Genomic DNA, 17,440 nt, shown 5'->3' on the forward strand with positions numbered 1-17,440 from the left:
GCTATTTTTGCCTTCAGATTTTATAATGTGGCTAAACGATAGATGCGCCATGCTTGTCAAATAAACAGTGAATGGTTAGAATTACAAAGGTTATAGGATTAGCGATTGTTTTGATGCTTGTTGGTTTTAGTGGATTAACGCAGGTAAAAACAAACGCTTCTTTGCAGGATGTTTTCAGGAATCCGCCCGAATCGGCGCGACCCTGGGTGCTTTGGTATTGGATGCACGGTGCCGTTTCGAAAGAGGGAATTACGGCAGACCTGGAGGGAATACAGAAGATTGGAATAGGGGGTGTTTACCTGGCTTGCATTTATGATACCGTAGCACGCATTCCCTTTGATAAGCCGGCACGGCAATTAAGTCCCGAATGGTGGGGAATGGTCAACCATGCGATGAAAGAATGTAAACGGCTGGGATTAAAAATGGCTTTTCATGTAAGCGATGGATTTGCTTTGGCCGGCGGCCCATGGATCAAGCCGGAACAATCTATGCAAAAGCTGGTATGGACCAAAACCTATATAAAGGCGGGCGCCGAAGCTACCATACAACTGGAGCAGCCCGAAACTAAAGAAGGCTTTTACAAAGATGTAGCAGTATATGCTTACCCGGCTAATTCGTCTAATGCTTTTAGTGAAACAGTAACCATTCCTTCAGTAACCACCAGTACAGGAGAGAAGGCGCCTTACCTGGCGTTTCCAGGCGATGATAGCAAAACATTCAGAAGCGACAGTTCCTGCTGGATACAATATAAATATCCCAAGCCATTCACACTTCGTTCCTTAACAACACATACCGGGTCCAGGCAATACCAGGCCCAGAGATTTATTGTACAGTCCAGTAATGACGGCATTGTTTTCAATACAGTGATTAAATTAACGCCACCCCGGCATGGCTGGCAAAATGATGATGAAGACAATACATTTTCTATCCCTCCAACGACTGCAAAGTATTTCCGTTTTGTATTTGACAAAGAAGGAACAGAAGCGGGATCGGAAGACCTGGATGCCGCCAAATGGAAACCTACTTTGAAAGTAATGGGTATTTACCTCAGCGATGAGCCGGTTGTTAACCAGTACCAGGCAAAAAATGGCAGTGTTTGGCGAGTAGCGGAAAATACCAGTGAACATATGGTGCCAGCGGGTGATGCTGTTCCGCTCAAAAGTGTTATTAACCTCACCCATAAAATGGATAAAGAGGGCAATCTTAAATGGAAGCCATCTTCAGGTGAATGGGTAATCGTTCGTATTGGCCATACTTCAACCGGTCATACTAATGCCACCGGCGGTGCTGCCAAAGGTCTGGAATGCGATAAGTTTGATCCCGCTGCTATCAAATTACAGTTTGATAACTGGTATGCAAAGGCATTCGAGAAAACGGACCCGGGACTGGCCAAAGAAGTGCTGAAGATCTTTTATATCGATAGCTGGGAGGCAGGCAGCCAGAATTGGAGTAAGACATTTGCCGCTGAATTTAAAAAACGAAGAGGCTACGACCTGATGCCTTACCTGCTGGTAATGACCGGTACGCCTGTTAATGATGCGGCTACTTCAGAAAAGGTATTGCATGATGTACGGGAAACGCTGGCTGAGTTGGTGAATGATATTTTTTATGTAACGCTGCGAAAATTAGCCGATCAAAAAAACCTCGGCTTTACCGCTGAAAATGTAGCACCAACAATGGTAAGCGACGGATTACTGCATTTTAAAACCGTAGATTTTCCAACCGGCGAATTTTGGCTAAAAAGTCCAACTCATGATAAACCCAATGATATGTTTGATGCGATTAGCGCAGGGCATATTTACGGAAAAAATATTGTGCAGGCTGAGGCTTTTACGAACCTGCGGATGGAATGGAATGAGCATCCGGGTAATATCAAAGTGGTTGGCGACCGCAACTTTGCCCTGGGCATGAACAAACCGATTGTGCATGTAATGACACATAATCCCTGGATTGATCGCAAACCAGGCATGACACTGGGCAGTATTGGCTTATTTTTTCAAAGAGATCAAACCTGGTTTAATCAAAGCAAGGCATGGGTAGATTATATGGCTAGGGTATCTGCTTTGTTGCAACAGGGTAAGCCTGTAGCCGATGTTGGAGTATTTATCGGGGAGGAAGTACCCCGGCGATCGATATTACCCGACAGGCTGGTAAGTAGTCTGCCAGGCATTTTTGGCAAGGAAAGAGTGGCCTCTGAAAAGCTCAGGCTGGAAAATAAAGGGCAGCCTCAGAGAGTTATGCCTGTTGGTGTGGGGCATTCGGCTAATATGGCCGATCCTGAAGACTGGACAGATGCATTACGGGGTTATAAATACGATTGCTTTAACCCGGACGTATTGTTAAAAGCAAAAGTAGTTGATGGACAAGTGGTGTTCCCTTCAGGAGCGACCTATAAGATAGTAGTGTTTCCGGGTAAAATGCTCATGAATCCGAATAGCAACCTGGTGTCTGCAGCTGTTGCCAGAAAGATTTTGGAGTTAAAAGAGGCCGGAGCTACCATTATCATAGAGAAGAGAGCCGTTAACACTATTGGCTTAAAAGAAAAGGATGCAGCGCTTCAGAAAGCATGGGCACAGCTCTTCATAAAGTCGGGTAAGGGGCGTGTGATAGAAACGCCATACATGGAGGAGACTTTTGAAAGTTTAGGAGTTGCCAGAGATATTGACATCACTGCCGGAACAACCCCTATAGCCTGGGCACATCGGAAACTCGACAATAGTGATGTATACTTTATATCAAACCAGCAGAACAAACGCGTATCCGTCCCGGTTTCTTTCAGAGTATCAGATTTAACGCCTGAGTTGTGGGATCCCGTATCGGGTAAAATAAAAAGAACGGAATGGGAAGTTCGCGGCGAAAGAACATATTTGACGCTTTCTTTGGATGCCAATGAATCTATGTTTGTCGTATTTAAACAAACAGCTGAAAAAGTTCCGGGGCCTTCAAATACAGTAGAGGCTAAGTCACTGGCTGATATCAATACCAACTGGTTGGTTCAATTTGATACCAACTTTGGCGGCCCGGCAGAACCGGTTAGCTTTCCTAAACTTATTGTATGGAATGTTCATGAGAACCCTGCAATACAATACTATTCCGGAATAGCTACTTATACCAATCGTTTTGAATTGCAAAATGTAATAAAAGGCCGGCCTGTACATCTTTCCATTGATAGCATGTTTAATATAGCTACCGTTATAATCAATGGTGTTGACTGTGGTACGCTCTGGACGCCGCCCTATCAACTGGATATTTCAAAAGCAATTAAGCCGGGAAATAATACGATAGAAATTAAAGTAGCTAATACATGGGCTAATCGCCTGATGGGTGATATGAGCTTACCGGAAAATAAAAGAGTTACCTGGACAACAGCGCCTTTAAATTTATTGCAGGGCAAGCCTTTATTAAAAGCCGGATTAGAGGGCGAAGTAAAGATTTGGCAATAGTGTTTAAGAATTGCGCGTGAGGACACGCGCAGCAGCTGCAGAAATAGCGTGAGTCAGCAAGAGCTTCCTGTCTCGTAGAAACAATCTATTTATATCCGATTCGGTAACTACCGGCCATTGCGTGCCATAGGTACGCCACAAATATAGTATCCAATCATACCAGGTTTATTGCGAGCATTTTTTTTATAAACGGATCAAAACAAGATCAAAAGGATCTTTTGTTAAGTCTTAAGACATGCTTCATTTTTGGATTCAACTTTCCTCATTTGAGAAGTAGTTTTCCCTAACCTACCATGTTTATCCGTTATGGCGTGTCAGCTATATACTGGCATACATAAACCGTATCGATGGCTCTTTTGGATAATTTCCAGGCAGGTTTTCCAAACTGGCTGCTGTAAATGCTGGCTCCGTCGCTTACGCAAAAATAGCTTAGCAACGAAGGCTCACCCCATATTTTGGCCAGCAGGCTGAACTTCTTTTCAGGGCTTACTCTATATGCAGGTAATCCTCTTGCTATAACCAGGTAATCTCCCGGCTTTCCCCGTTCGGTTAGTATCGTATGCATGATCATGCCGTTTTGTTGTGCGTACCATTGCCATGCACCGGTCCCCGTAGCCCATACGGTACTTCCGGGAGGCATTCCTTTCATAATACCTTGCGCCGTATTTTTATAATAGAAAGCATACTTCCAATCAGATATCCCAAGCAGAAGACTCAGTATAATTGAAGCTGCTAATGAAAACCGGATCAAATCCCGATTAGTATTTTCGATGATAGGTGCTGCAAGTAATAAAAGAAAGGGTATGATCAATAGTAAGTGCCGGATACCCATAAAAGGAGCAAATAATATTAAAAAGGAAGATAATGCTGCTATAAATAATATTAGCATGGCCTGGGGCGTTTGAATCAAAGTTTTAATGGCAGCTGGCTTCTGGTGGCTTTTATACAGGAACATAAGCATGACCAGTATAATCATTAAGCCATGGATAAAAAAGGAAATATCGAGGGTTGCCGTTAAAAGGCCTTCATTGTCCCCATTACTCCCGTAATGTAGCAAAGCCACTACTAAAAACAAACCTGTAATACTATACACTATATAATTGCCCCTTTTACCTTTAAAAATATAGGATAGAAACAAAGCTCCAAATGTAGCTATACAACCCAAGGCCGAGAAATACGTCCAGGCCCTGTCTTGCACCGTGCTTCTTAATCCTGGTTTGCGTTCAAACAAATGACTACCACCAAACTCCCAATAGTTCCATAGCGTCCACAAGGCAATCAATAATATAGGTATAAGTAACCATAACAGCTTTTTATATTCCTTTCGTAATACAAACAGTAATGCCACCGCCGCAAGTACAGGTAATACCGTGTATTTAATAAACATACCGATCGTTAACAGTACCATAGCGATCATCGTATTACGGTTTTCATACCGGGTCAATGATTGTAAAAGATAGTAAAAAGCTCCTATCATTAAAGACATTATGGGCACATCTGTCATCACATTCTGGCTAACAACGAATGCGGGACATAAGCCGAACAATGCCGTCAACAACAGGGGGCGTTTCACATTCAAAAGACCGCATGCCTTGTAAAACCAATATAGAGCCAGTAAAGAAAAAACAGCAATCAATAAATGCATAGCGATCTCGTTAAAACCGAACAGGGTAGACAAGCCCGCAATCATGTAAAATAATAAGGGAGGTTGATTGGCTTTGTACATAGGTTCAGGCTCATCGTAATCCCACCGGATCATTCCGGACATTGGATGAAGCGGATCGTTAGCTATATGCCGCGCAGCTTCCAAATGAAACCCGTCATCCATTTGAAAGGCTTTACCAATGTTAATAGCAGTAAGAAAAATCCAGATCAGGGCGATGACCATACCCGGCTTTTGAAAATATTGCTGCAGTTTCATTTCTTTTGTTTTGGTTAAAGGCGCTTGGTTGGTATCTATTGAAGTTGTACTATAATATCTTTCTTTCTTTCTAGAGGCAACACCTCCAGCGAAACTATTTTTCCGTCCTTCAGTATAGCTTCTACTGTTGTTTGTTGAGGTGCATGCAGTTTAAAATGCACATCCCATTCTTTGGGCCAGGCGGGAAATAAGTAGATCCTGTTATCTACGGTTTGCATTAACATCTCCTGTAAACCTATCATGCCGCTACCTCCCCAGTTATGATCGGGTACCCAGTCAAAGCCCGGTCCCCAAAATGTTGGAAATCTACGGTCGCTATTTTTAAGTTTAAGGGTGTTTAAACGTTTTGCTTCCTGCGTTAAACCCAGCCTGGCAGCAAATATATTATCTTGCTTCCAGCCTATATGACTACGAAACTTAAGTGCGAAGCTATCATTCCAATAAGTATTTCTTGCAGTATCAATCCCAGATCTTCCAACTCCGTACAGGCCCCAGGGATAAACGGGATATAGTTGTGAAGACTCTACATTATTTACACGGCTCCAAACCGTTGCAGGAGCAATGGTGGTTTTACCGTTAAAAGTTGTGAATGGAATAGGGGGAATACGGTTGACCAACCCTTCAAAATATTTTCGATCCGTTTCATTCAAATAAGAGGCCGGCAGTTTTAATAATGCAGTGGCTACTGCTTTTAAGGCTGCAATAGTAGAGCTGGCATTGTAAGCCATTTTAAAGGTTTCGGCGCCGGAACCCGGATAAAGTATCAGGTGACCGTTTCCGTCCAAAGCTTTATTACTTAGTTTTTTGGCCTGGTATTGATAATGCTCGTCAAAAAAGACCAGTGCTTTCTTTATGAGCGACAGATAAGCTGCAATGTCTTTTCCTGCATAAGATTGAGATTGCAGGATCATCATACAAAACTCCAGTACAGTATCCCACTCGTATTCCAGCCATGCGTTATATTCAACACCCGGGTCGAAGCCGGCGGAACGCTTCCAGCCATATTCAGTAGGATTGGGGAAACCAAAGTTTTCTATCTGCTCATTAAAGTTAGCTCCGGCATGCCCCCAATATGTTTTGGTACGCAGCTCTGCAGTAGGAAGTAAACGATTATAAAAATCAAACTGCGGCGTCATCATATCGATGTCGCCACTTTTGAGCATTGGCCAGTAAACCAGTCTTTGGTTTTGAGCAGTAAATGTTCCCCCGCCCCAATTACGATGATCCGGTGTTCCTTTTATAGACGAATCGGTTAATACGGGATCTACAGTAAATAAGCCCCCATTGAACTTTGTAGGATATTTTCCATAGGCGTTACAGCCCAGCATATATCGGAACAGCTGATAGTTACGTCCCAGCTGCCAGGATTCGGTTGCTGCTTTCGCCGGATCGATAATAATAAAACTTCTTTTCCAGTAGTCGTTCCACCATGCAATTGTTTTATTGGGGTTTGCTTTATAGTTGTTGACAATTCCTTTGAGCTGCTTATTCCAGTCTTCAATGTTACTCACCTGGCTATGGTGCAAAAAGATCTGCAACGATTGTTTTTTTGTAGGCCGCCTGCTGACAAGACTCCAGCTTCTAAATTTTGTATTAAGATACTGCCCTTCACCTTCTTGTCCTTTGACGAAATTGTTCCCTTTCAATAAACCTCCGCTTGTTAAGCCTTCGAGAGGATTGAATAACCGGCTTTTTAACGAATCTAATCCTTGTTGCTTTACTGTAGCATCAAATACGGTAGGAGCTATATTTTGATGAGAGAACCGAACTTCATCCTGGTTGAAGCCTATTTGATCAGGCCTCGTTATAACAGGCACATGAGAGGCCCATTTCCAGGAATTAGCATTATTTTCTTTCCCTTTTTGCACCCGGTCGGCGAACCGCCAGTTTTCATAAACAGCTTCCGCTTTGATAGCTTTATTGGCCGAAATGTCTATATGTACAACAGGACTAAATACATCCACCCATATACGGAGTGATGCCTGTACACCTCCATGACCGGATTGTATATCGATATAGCCATTTTTTAAAACCAGTTCCTGCCTGAATACATCTTTATTAAATGGGTTGGGTGAAAGCTTCAATCTTAGCCTGCCGCTTTTTAAAAAGGCATTATTTTCATCGAAACTGCCGCTTTGGGAAAAGTATAATAGCAGCTCATTATTTTCTACCCACACATTACATCCAATGTCGCCACCGCCTACCGGCATAGATTCCCCGGCATTTATGCTTTGGCTTAACCAGGTAATATTGTATGCTTTCGTTAACGCATCCTGGGCCCATAGCCCGGCTGTGCAGCAACATAACATCAGCAATAAGCAGTACCTGTGTCCTTTCCTCATCAGCTATTTATTTAACTTCTACCTGTATTTCCCAATCATCCGTTCTAAAAGAAGACGCGGGAAATCCGGCCGTATTAAATAATTCCCCGGTTGAATCATCTTTAAAAGCATAGCGAACAGCAACGGGATTTTTAACCTCTTTAGACGTTACTTCTACACCGCCATTGACCAATTGTGCCGTAGCCGGATAAAACTTTTGATCCTGACCCGCTATTTCAAATTGTGTAATAGGTTTTCCGTAAGAAGTAAGTCCAACCGGCGCGTTTTTAAACTTTACGGTAGCTTTGCCATCTTTAATGGTCAAAGATTGATACAAAGGACCTTCACTGGCAAATCCCTTATAGTTATACGTTTTAGCAAGGGCCTGGAGGGCAAGTCTTTTGCCGATTTCCTGCTTTTCGCGTGGATGTATAAAGTCCGCATCTCCAATGTCCATGGTTACAGCCATGCCACTATTCGGAATTTTATCCAAAGCTTTTCGCTGCGCATCTCTCAGGAAAGCTGAGTTCAGCAAAGTATCACCTTTTTTCTTGTTCGTGTTATAGTCAAATGGTGCGATCTGTACAAAATAAAAAGGCAGATCACCCTGGTTAAACTGCGTTCTCAACATTTGTACAAAATCGGGAAATAAGGTTTCGTATTGTTTCGGCCGATCTGCATTCGACTCACCCTGGTACCATATAAATCCTTTAGCACCATAGCCTATTAGCGGGTGTATCATGCCATTATACACCACAGTGGCAATTTTGTTGTTTAATCGAGATTGATCATTCGGGTCGGGCAAAGGAAAATCATACTCTTTAAGGGATGCTGCATCCATGAAAGACTCCACTGGGGTGCCGCCATAGCTTACGTTGATCAGGCCGATTGGGACTTTCAACTGATCGTATAAAAATTTTCCGAAGGTATAACTGGTAGCGCTGAAATTGGCAACATCTTCCGGGTTAGAGATCTTCCAGCTGAAATTTTTGCTGGTATCGCGGGGAGCCGGTTGGGTAGACCTTGGGATGTTATATAACCGGATCTGGTCATTAGTAGAGTTCAAGACGATGTCGTTGGAATGATTGATAGGTTGATTGGAAAAGCCTTTCAAGGGCATTTCCATATTAGACTGTCCGCTACAGATCCATACTTCTCCAATAAGAACATTTTTGATTTTCACTATTTGTCCGTCAGTGATGGTAATTTCATAAGGACCGCCGGCTTTGGGTGTCGCTACAGCTACTTTCCATTTTCCCTTATTGTCCGGCTGAGCGGTATATTTTTTATTATTCCAGGAAGTGGTAATGGTGACGGTATTTTTTTTATCGGTCCACCCCCAGATAGACGGAGATGACTGTTGCTGAAGTACCATATTGTCGCTAAAAAACCAGGGTAATTTTAGTTTGGCCTGCGATATAAAAGGCGCGGTAAGTAAAAGGCAGAGTGCTGTAAGAAATTTCATAATCGTTTTTTAAAAAGAGGCCCGAAAATAAGAAAATTAAAAGTGTAGTTAACATTTATTAACCGGTGTCTGTTTTGTGTTAATAGCATTTATTTTTGGTTGGCAAATAGACAACTACAACCTGATACCTAAATATTTAAAGTTAATTTATCGTGGTTTTGCAAAAAACTTTAATTTAGTTTTGCAGGAAGCGTTTAAAGGAAAACTTTTGTTTGACATATATTGCCAAGTATGGATGAAATAAAACAAGGCTCTCATAAAAATATCTGGTATGGAGTGGGGAGGCAGCGGATCGAAATTCCACGTCCGGTTATTAAATCTAATGTGGTTAATAACCCTTTGCTCAATGCTTTATATATAGCAAGTCTCGGATTTTATCCCAAGGCTAAAGGACATTTTACCAAAAGAAGGCATGGGCTACATGAAAATTTTCTTTTTTATTGTGTGGATGGTTACGGCTGGTACGAAATAAACGGTGAAAAGTATGAGGTTGGCCCCAATGAGTTTTTTATTCTTCCCCAAAATGTAGAACATGCTTACGCAAGCGCTACGCATGATCCCTGGAGTATTTACTGGGTGCATTTTGGTGGCATCACTTTACCCGATTTAAATAACCTGCACACGGTAAAAGAGCATTTTAAGCCGCGGCATATAAAAGACAATGGGGAAGCAGTAACAGTATTCAATAAAATGTACAAGGCTTTGGAGTTGGGCTATAGCCTGGATAATTTGTTGTTTGCAAATCTATGCCTTTCGCAGTTTTTGTCTTTGTTTATTTATAACTCCCGCCATCATCCTGCTTCAATAGCTACAAAAACCGACAGCGTTGACAATGCTATTTTATATATGCAGGAACATATTACCGATATGCTGACGCTGAAAGATATCAGTAGTTATTCCAATTATTCCGTATCTCGCTTTTCAAATTTATTCAAGCAAAAAACAGGCTATGCCCCCATGGATTACTTTATGCAAATGAAAATACAGCAAGCCTGCCAGCAACTGGATTTTACTGATAAATCCATTAAGGAAATTGCTTTAACCCTGGGTTTTGATGATCCCTATTACTTTTCCAAAAGGTTTAAACAGGTAACGGGCATGCCGCCTATAAAGTACAGATCGGTGAATAAAGACTGAAGAAGGTGACCGGGGAAAGTTGATAGATGGCAGCTGGAGATAAGTATTCACAATTCACCATCATTATCATCAAACAATAGTCACTTCAACGCCCATTTCCTCCAGCGTTTTTACGGTGTGGGCAGATATATTGCTGTCTGTAATAATTTGCTCGATATCATCGACACCACAAATCTTCCCGAATCCGCGTTTCCCAAATTTGCTTGAATCGGCCAGCACAATGGTCTTTTGCGAAGCGCCGATCATTTTCTTGTTCAAAAGAGCTTCCATCATATTCGAGGTAGTCAGTCCGAAGTCTGTATCAATTCCATCTACACCCAGGAATAATTTGCTGCAGGAAAAGTCCTGTAAAATCGATTCAGCATACATGCCTGTAACGGAAGCCGAAGTTTTACGCATTAAGCCTCCGAGCTGTATTACTTCCACGTTATCCCGGTTCATAAGCTCCAATGCTACATTTAAAGCGGAAGTGACCACAGTTAAGCCTTCCTTTGCCAAAAGGTTACGGGCAAAAAATTGAACGGTGGTGCCCGATGCAATAAGGATACAGTCGTTGGGCTCAACCAATGAAGCCGCATAAGCGCCAACTCTTTGTTTTTCGTTGGCCTGTAAAGTAACTTTTTCATCTACGTGCCTGTCTGCTATATAGGGATTAGTGAGTGTAGCGCCACCATGAGTTCGAAATAACAATTTTCGATCTTCCAGGAACTGCAGATCTTTCCTGATGGTTACGGAAGATACATTCAAGTCAGTACAGAGGTCGGTAACTTTAATACTTCCTTCTTTTTTGATCAGCTCAATAATATGTTGATGGCGCTCGAGTAAATTGCTCATAAGTACGTTACGTTGAATGTGATATTGCCAAAATTAACGAAAATACAATTCTGTGTTTTGAATCTTCTTTATACTTTTAACATAGTTTAAATAACGTTCATTATGAGAAGGAATTTTTACCCTGTTTATTTAGTGGCTATTGGTTTATTAGCGTGTCTTTCATTGTATGCCCAGCCAACTATAAAAGTAATGAGCTACAATATACACCATTGTAATCCTCCATCCAGGCCAGGTATTATTGATCTGGAAGCAATAGCTAATACGATCAAAAAACAAGATCCCGACATAGTAGCTTTACAGGAGGTTGATATTAATACGGCCAGAAGTGGAAAGGTGAACCAGGCTGCACAGCTGGCTCTTAAAACGGGGCTGAAGTCCTTCTATTTTGCCAAAGCCATTGATCATGAAGGGGGAGATTATGGTGTAGCCATTCTTTCAAAATATCCACTCGATGATATCAACACGTACAGATTGCCGATGGACTCTGCGACAAAAGCTGAGCCGCGGGTTTTAGCAGTTGCCATTGCAACACTTCCCGGAGGCAAAAAAATAAGGATAGCCAGTACGCATCTCGATGCGCAAAAAGAGCCTGTAAACAGGCTGTTACAAATAAAAGCCATTGACAGTATCGCCGCATCAGAGTCATTGCCATTCATTATTGCCGGCGATTTTAATGCAGAAGAAAGTTCGGAAGTGATAAAAACATTGGATAGGGGTTTTACGAGAACCTGCAGTAGTTGTGCGCCAACCATCCCTGTAATTAATCCTAAAAAAGCCATTGATTTCATCGCATACAAGCCGGAAGAATTGCTGAAAGTTAAAAGTCACCAGGTAGTCAATGAAACTTATGCATCAGACCATTTGCCGGTTGTAGCTGTTTTTGCTATACAATAACCCTTGCATTTAGCATCGATATATGGGTTTTAGTTTGCCTGTTAAGTAAAGCCGGTGGCGCTTACTTATTTCTGTATTTTCAAGCCAATTGATGTTTGTCTATTTGGATTGGTACGATTTTTAATATATATCTTTATCTTAAATAACTTATAAATCTTATCCAAATCTATATGCCTCAGAAAACATTTAACGAGCGAATCAAACAGGTTTTAATACTGGCGATTATACTGCTGCTAATCATTACGGTAATAAAAGAATTGGTTGGATTTTTACCGGGCCTCCTTGGTGCTGTTACTTTGTATATAGTAAGCCGTAAAAAATACTTTCAGCTTATTTATGATAAGAAATGGAAAAAAGGGTGGACTGCCATGGGCTTCATCCTCTTTTACCTGATAGTGGTTGGTATACCTATAAGCCTGGCAGTTACACTGATCAGTCCTAAGATTAACAGCGTGTTGGAAAATCCGACACAGATCCTGAATTCTGCGAAGCAAACAATTGACGTAGTACAAAAAAAGGTAGGTTTTGACCTGATATCGGATAATTCCATATCCAATGCTGTAAATAAAATAACTGCCTTTGTTCCCAAATTATTAAACAGCACATTGAACCTGGTGTCTAATCTGGCTATTATGTTGTTTATTTTATATTATATGTTGTATAATGGTGCAGCCATTGAGAAATACCTGAACAAGGCCGTACCGCTTAAAAGAAGGAACATTAAAATACTTTCAGATGAAACCAAGAAAGTAGTAATAGCTAATGCCTTGGGTATTCCAATGATATCTATTATACAGGGTATTATTGCAACCATTGGTTATGCATTGTTTGGCGTACAAGACTGGGGGTTATATGGTTTCTTAACAGGTGTGTGCGCCTTTTTTCCCGTGGTAGGTACCATGATCGTATGGGTTCCTGTGGTTATATATATGTTTGCAACAGGTGACACGCTGAATGCTACCTTGCTGTTATTATATCATGCTATCGTAACCGGTAATGTGGACTATATTGCACGTATTACCTTACTGAAAAGAATAGGGGATACTCATCCTGTCATTACCATAATGGGGGTGTTGGTGGGTTTAAGTTTGTTTGGCTTCGTTGGTTTAGTATTCGGGCCTTTACTGATCAGTTATGTGATTGTGATGTATGATATTTATATGAACGAATTTGTACATAATCATCCTGACGATGATGAAGAGCCCAAACCGGAACCTTTATCTCCCCAACTGGTAGAAGATAATCCCCAAAAAGCCTGACCCGATCAGCCAGGCTAATATTTTTCACGCATCAGTTTCGCTACTACTTTATCAATCGGAAGCGTCATCACTGTTTCATTAAAGTACTCCCAGTCTACAAACCTGAAAATTTCCGATACCCGGTCAGGATAAACCGCCACTCCGTTATTAACGGGTATGTCCAGCGGTTCTAATGGTTTGATGAGATAGTAAACGGATACGATCTGGTGTTCGGGGTTAAAGGCCGATTGCTGGAAAAAGTCGGTAGTGTATATATGGTCTACCACTTCAACATCGATCCCTATTTCTTCTTTACATTCCCTGATAATGCAGTCGCGGGTGCCTTCTCCCAGTTCCAATCCGCCGCCTGGAAACTTGGTTACTTCCTGGTTGTTATAGTAAATCCGCTCGTCGCTTACCAGAACCTGCTTTTTATCATTTAGCAACACGCCATATACCCGCAGGTTGATTGTAGTGATCATCGTACTTTCTTTATCCGTTTAAAAACCAACATTTCCTTCAAATACTTTTACTGCAGGGCCTTTTAACCAAATGTCGTCATAAGATCCATCAGCATTTCTGTTATAACTTACATTCAGTTTCCCGCCCAGCACTTCAATATCTATTGAGTTGCGCCCTGTTTCATTTTGATAAAAGACCAACGCAGCGGCAGTAACGCCTGTTCCGCAGGAAAAAGTTTCGTCTTCCACACCGCGTTCATAGGTTCTTACTTTCAGAGACCCTATGTCCAGTACCTCAACAAAATTTACGTTAATGCCTTTTTCTTTAAACTCATCGTTATACCTGATATTCCTGCCCTCGGTATAAACGTCCATCTCTGCAAGGCCTGTTACTTTTTTAACATAATGAGGCGATCCGGTATTCAAAACAGAATGTGTATCAAATTGACTGATACCGGTTACATCCATCATTTTTAATGAAACCAATCCATCAGTAATATCGGCAAGGTGATCGCCGTCAACTGCCAGGAATTTAAAACTATTTCTATCAATTCCAATGTCATGTGCAAACTGAACAATGCAGCGCCCCCCGTTTCCACACATACTGCCTTCCCGTCCGTCTGCATTATAATACACCATTTCAAAATCGTATCCGGGTTTATTATTGAGCAGCATAAATCCGTCCGCTCCAATACCAAAACGGCGATCGCAGATCTGGTGAATGCGCTCCTGCGAAAGAGCGCTATGGTTTACTTCCCTGTTATCTACTATTACAAAATCATTCCCGGTTCCCTGGTATTTATAAAAGCGCATTTTTATTTATTTGTTTCTTTCTTTAATGTCAAACTTACTCAACCTTCTTAAATTAGAACTACAGAGAGGTGATCATAATTTGAGCATATAATCGCATATCATAACCGTTCTTCTCTGATGGAAATTATGGTCCTCGCAATATCCCCTATCTACCCTAAAACAGTGGAAAGCTATATTCTATGTGTTTAAGAGAAATAAACGAGTGAGTCTTTTGTTGTTTACTTTAACAGTTCTTTTCCTAAAAATGTTGTACAAATGTAGAAAGGAATGTTTTGATCAGGTTTTCTACAGCTGCTTTACCATCTTTACTAAATTCTTTTTTCACTCTGTTGGCAACAATGGCGTTCAAAGCCAGGCAATGATGCCCCAGTAATTTACCCAGGCCATAGATAGCCGATGTTTCCATTTCGAAATTGGTAATACGATGTTGTCCGAAACTGAAATCGGTAAGGCGGTCTATTAAATTAGGATTGCTGATACCTAATCGCAATACACGTCCCTGCGGGCCATAAAACCCCGGGCAGGTTACGGTAATACCCTGGTGAAAGCCCTGGGCAAAATGCTTAAGCAGGGAGGGGGCTGCACCGGTAATGTATGGATCTACCTTAACCTGGGTATGTGTTATAAACGATTGCAGCAATTGTGCTTCTTCGTCATTTCTTTCGTGCAGGTAAAAATTAAGCAGGTTGTCTATACCCAGGCCATGTGTTGAGGCCACAAACTCATCAACACCAATATCACCCTGCAAAGAGCCTGAAGTGCCCACCCGGATTATATTCAGTGCAGTAAGGTTCTCCTTCACCTGGCGGGTTTCAAAGTCAATGTTTACCAGTGCATCCAGCTCGTTCATCACAATGTCTATATTGTCTGGCCCAATACCGGAAGAAAGTACAGTCAATCTCTTTCCTCCAATGGTTCCGGTATGGGTCACAAATTCCCGGTGCTGTTGCTGCACTTCTATATGATCAAAATATTTGCTGAATTCCTTTACGCGGTCAGGGTCGCCAACCGTGATAACAGTACCTGCCAATTCTTCCGGTCTCAGGTCTAAATGGTATATCGCACCACGGCTATTTAATATCAATTCACTTTCAGCTATCCTGCTCATAATATTTTAGTGTATTAATGATGAAAATTTATCAAAAATACCCTATTTTTGCAAGCCTTCAAAGAAAAGGTATCTGTCCGTCAACTGGCGGATAGGTAGAAAAAAGGTCTCGTGGCCGAGTGGCTAGGCAGAGCTCTGCAAAAGCTCGTACAGCGGTTCGAATCCGCTCGAGACCTCAGCAATAAAAAATACCGTCTCAGGAAAATTGAGGCGGTATTTTTTATTAAGTTTGACGAAGATTGCGCTTGCCGGCGATGAATGGGTTGCAAATTGAAATAAGAATATTGAGGGTCCTGCACTTTATCATTTTCACAGGGGAATATTGGCTTGTGTAGCGTAGCTTTCCTCATAATTACAGGTGACCGGATCGCATTTCTTTGTTTGGAAATATCGGGAATAAGTTCGCGGTTACACCTGTGAGCTTACCTAATGAGCGAAATAACGACCCCGTCTCTTAACGATTTTATTTTTGATTGCTTATATCATTAAAACCAACTGATGAAAAGAAGAAAATTTATCGGCCAAACCGCGAAAGCTGCCGCTGCCCTCACTATTTTGCCCTCGTATGTAATGGGAGGTAAATCTCATGTTGCGCCCAGCGACCGGATCAATATTGGATATATAGGATTGGGAAAACAATCAGATACTTTGCTCAGGGGAATAAGCGGTTGTAAAGAAGCCTATGTAAGCGCTGTTTGCGATGTTGATAAAAAGAAGCTGGAACATTTTTATCAGCGTGCTTTAAAGGTCAACGAGAATAAAGGTATTGCCGGTATTGAACGGTTTAAACATTATCGCGAGCTGCTTGCAATGAAAGATCTCGATGCTGTAGTTATAGCAACGCCTGATCATTGGCATGCACAAATGGCTGTAGACGCGGCTGCCGCGGGTAAAGATATTTATTGCGAGAAACCTCTGGCGCTCACGATTGCCGAAGGAAGAGCCATGGTAGACGCTACCCGTAAGCATAAACGCGTTTTTCAAACAGGTAGTATGCAACGTTCTTCCTATAATTTCAGGCAAGCGGCAGAGCTGGTTGCCAACAACTATATAGGAAAGATCAAAGAAATTAATGTGTCGGTAGGAGAGCCGGTAATGCAATGCGACCTGCCTTCTCTGCCAACTCCGGAATACCTGGATTGGGATCTTTGGATAGGTCCTTCTATGTACAGGAGTTATAACCCTGTTTTGTCGCCACCCATAGAAGATTCCAAATGGGCCTGGTGGCGGGGTTACCAGGGTTTTGGAGGTGGATACATCACTGATTGGGGTGCCCATATGTTTGATATTGTGCAGTGGGCCCTGGGAATGGATAGGTCGGGCCCGGTGGAATTTGTACCCCCTAATGAACCGGCAGCAAAAACAGGTTTGTATTATGTATATGCTAACGGCATTAAAGTGCACCACAAGCAATGGGGAGAAGGCAATGCAATACAGTTTATAGGGGAGAAGGGTACCATTGAAGTAAGTCGCTCATTCTTACGAAGCAACCCTGCTGATATTGTAAATACTAAAATCAGCTCTAAAGACAAACGCCTGTATTTTAGCGATAATCATTACCAGGACTGGATTAATGCTATTAAGAAAAGATCCAAACCGATCTGCGATGTAGAAATAGGTCATCGTACAGCCAGCATTTGCAATGCAGTAAATATTGCTTACGAGCTACAACGCAGTTTAAAATGGGATCCCAAGAAAGAGATCTTCAATGATGCCAGTGCTAATATGATGAGATCGAGGCCCTACCGGGGGAAATGGGATTTTACCAAATTTTAGAACCGGGCCGCAGCTTTTAGATGCTCAGT

At 41.9% G+C, this 17,440-nt stretch carries 12 protein-coding genes and 1 tRNA gene; 6 read left to right on the plus strand and 7 right to left on the minus strand.

The genetic code is table 11. From position 1 onward, the window contains the following. Nucleotides 1-71: 71 nt before the first annotated feature. Nucleotides 72-3,443, plus strand: coding sequence for a glycosyl hydrolase (locus ACLOAU_RS16485; RefSeq protein WP_427863000.1), 3,372 nt, complete (start codon nt 72-74; stop codon nt 3,441-3,443). A 304-nt stretch (nt 3,444-3,747) separates the two neighbouring features. Here the strand turns inward: ACLOAU_RS16485 and ACLOAU_RS16490 are convergent, their stop codons facing one another. From ACLOAU_RS16490 to ACLOAU_RS16500, 3 genes are read right to left on the minus strand one after another with little or no spacing between them, the layout of a single operon-like run. Next, complete coding sequence (locus ACLOAU_RS16490) at nt 3,748-5,364, minus strand: ArnT family glycosyltransferase (protein ID WP_427863001.1); 1,617 nt, start codon at nt 5,362-5,364, stop codon at nt 3,748-3,750. 35 nt (nt 5,365-5,399) lie between these two features. Next, nucleotides 5,400-7,706: a DUF5703 domain-containing protein gene (locus ACLOAU_RS16495; protein ID WP_427863002.1), complete on the minus strand. Its 2,307-nt coding sequence runs from the start codon at nt 7,704-7,706 to the stop codon at nt 5,400-5,402. A gap of 7 nt (nt 7,707-7,713) precedes the next feature. Continuing rightward, nucleotides 7,714-9,150, minus strand: a complete 1,437-nt coding sequence (locus ACLOAU_RS16500) for a sialate O-acetylesterase (protein WP_427863003.1) — start codon at nt 9,148-9,150, stop codon at nt 7,714-7,716. Nucleotides 9,151-9,381: 231 nt separating this feature from the next. Here ACLOAU_RS16500 and ACLOAU_RS16505 point away from each other — a divergent pair, with 231 nt between their 5' ends. After that, nucleotides 9,382-10,287 carry a helix-turn-helix domain-containing protein gene (locus ACLOAU_RS16505; RefSeq protein ID WP_427863004.1) on the plus strand — a complete coding sequence of 302 codons (906 nt, stop codon included), beginning with the start codon at nt 9,382-9,384 and terminating at the stop codon, nt 10,285-10,287. A gap of 69 nt (nt 10,288-10,356) precedes the next feature. Here the strand turns inward: ACLOAU_RS16505 and ACLOAU_RS16510 are convergent, their stop codons facing one another. Beyond that, on the minus strand, nt 10,357-11,121 hold the full coding sequence (locus tag ACLOAU_RS16510; RefSeq protein ID WP_427863005.1) for a DeoR/GlpR family DNA-binding transcription regulator: 765 nt from the start codon (nt 11,119-11,121) through the stop codon (nt 10,357-10,359). Nucleotides 11,122-11,223: 102 nt separating this feature from the next. Here ACLOAU_RS16510 and ACLOAU_RS16515 point away from each other — a divergent pair, with 102 nt between their 5' ends. Both ACLOAU_RS16515 and ACLOAU_RS16520 read left to right on the plus strand, forming a co-directional pair. Beyond that, nucleotides 11,224-12,015: an endonuclease/exonuclease/phosphatase family protein gene (locus tag ACLOAU_RS16515; protein ID WP_427863006.1), complete on the plus strand. Its 792-nt coding sequence runs from the start codon at nt 11,224-11,226 to the stop codon at nt 12,013-12,015. Between the two features lie 170 nt (nt 12,016-12,185). Then, a complete protein-coding gene (locus ACLOAU_RS16520; protein WP_427863007.1) occupies nt 12,186-13,274 on the plus strand; it encodes an AI-2E family transporter in 1,089 nt (362 codons plus the stop codon). Between the two features lie 14 nt (nt 13,275-13,288). Here ACLOAU_RS16520 and ACLOAU_RS16525 read toward each other — a convergent pair whose 3' ends face one another. The 3 genes from ACLOAU_RS16525 to ACLOAU_RS16535 all read right to left on the minus strand — a co-directional run bounded on the left by ACLOAU_RS16525 (nt 13,289) and on the right by ACLOAU_RS16535 (nt 15,635). Continuing rightward, the gene (locus ACLOAU_RS16525; protein ID WP_427863008.1) at nt 13,289-13,735 is read right to left on the minus strand and encodes an NUDIX domain-containing protein; all 447 of its coding nucleotides are present in this window, start codon (nt 13,733-13,735) and stop codon (nt 13,289-13,291) included. 18 nt (nt 13,736-13,753) lie between these two features. Next, on the minus strand, nt 13,754-14,527 hold the full coding sequence (gene dapF / locus ACLOAU_RS16530; RefSeq protein ID WP_427863009.1) for a diaminopimelate epimerase: 774 nt from the start codon (nt 14,525-14,527) through the stop codon (nt 13,754-13,756). A 238-nt stretch (nt 14,528-14,765) separates the two neighbouring features. After that, nucleotides 14,766-15,635 carry a nucleoside phosphorylase gene (locus tag ACLOAU_RS16535; RefSeq protein WP_427863010.1) on the minus strand — a complete coding sequence of 290 codons (870 nt, stop codon included), beginning with the start codon at nt 15,633-15,635 and terminating at the stop codon, nt 14,766-14,768. A 105-nt stretch (nt 15,636-15,740) separates the two neighbouring features. Between ACLOAU_RS16535 and ACLOAU_RS16540 the strand changes: the two genes are divergently transcribed. Together ACLOAU_RS16540 and ACLOAU_RS16545 are read left to right on the plus strand one after the other, a co-directional pair. Next, nucleotides 15,741-15,811: transfer RNA gene (locus ACLOAU_RS16540), tRNA-Cys, on the plus strand. 322 nt (nt 15,812-16,133) lie between these two features. Continuing rightward, nucleotides 16,134-17,411: a Gfo/Idh/MocA family protein gene (locus ACLOAU_RS16545; protein WP_427863011.1), complete on the plus strand. Its 1,278-nt coding sequence runs from the start codon at nt 16,134-16,136 to the stop codon at nt 17,409-17,411. Nucleotides 17,412-17,440 lie beyond the last annotated feature (29 nt).

Origin of the sequence: Paraniabella aurantiaca, from assembly GCF_050309965.1 — a bacterium.
GTDB lineage: Bacteria > Bacteroidota > Bacteroidia > Chitinophagales > Chitinophagaceae > Niabella.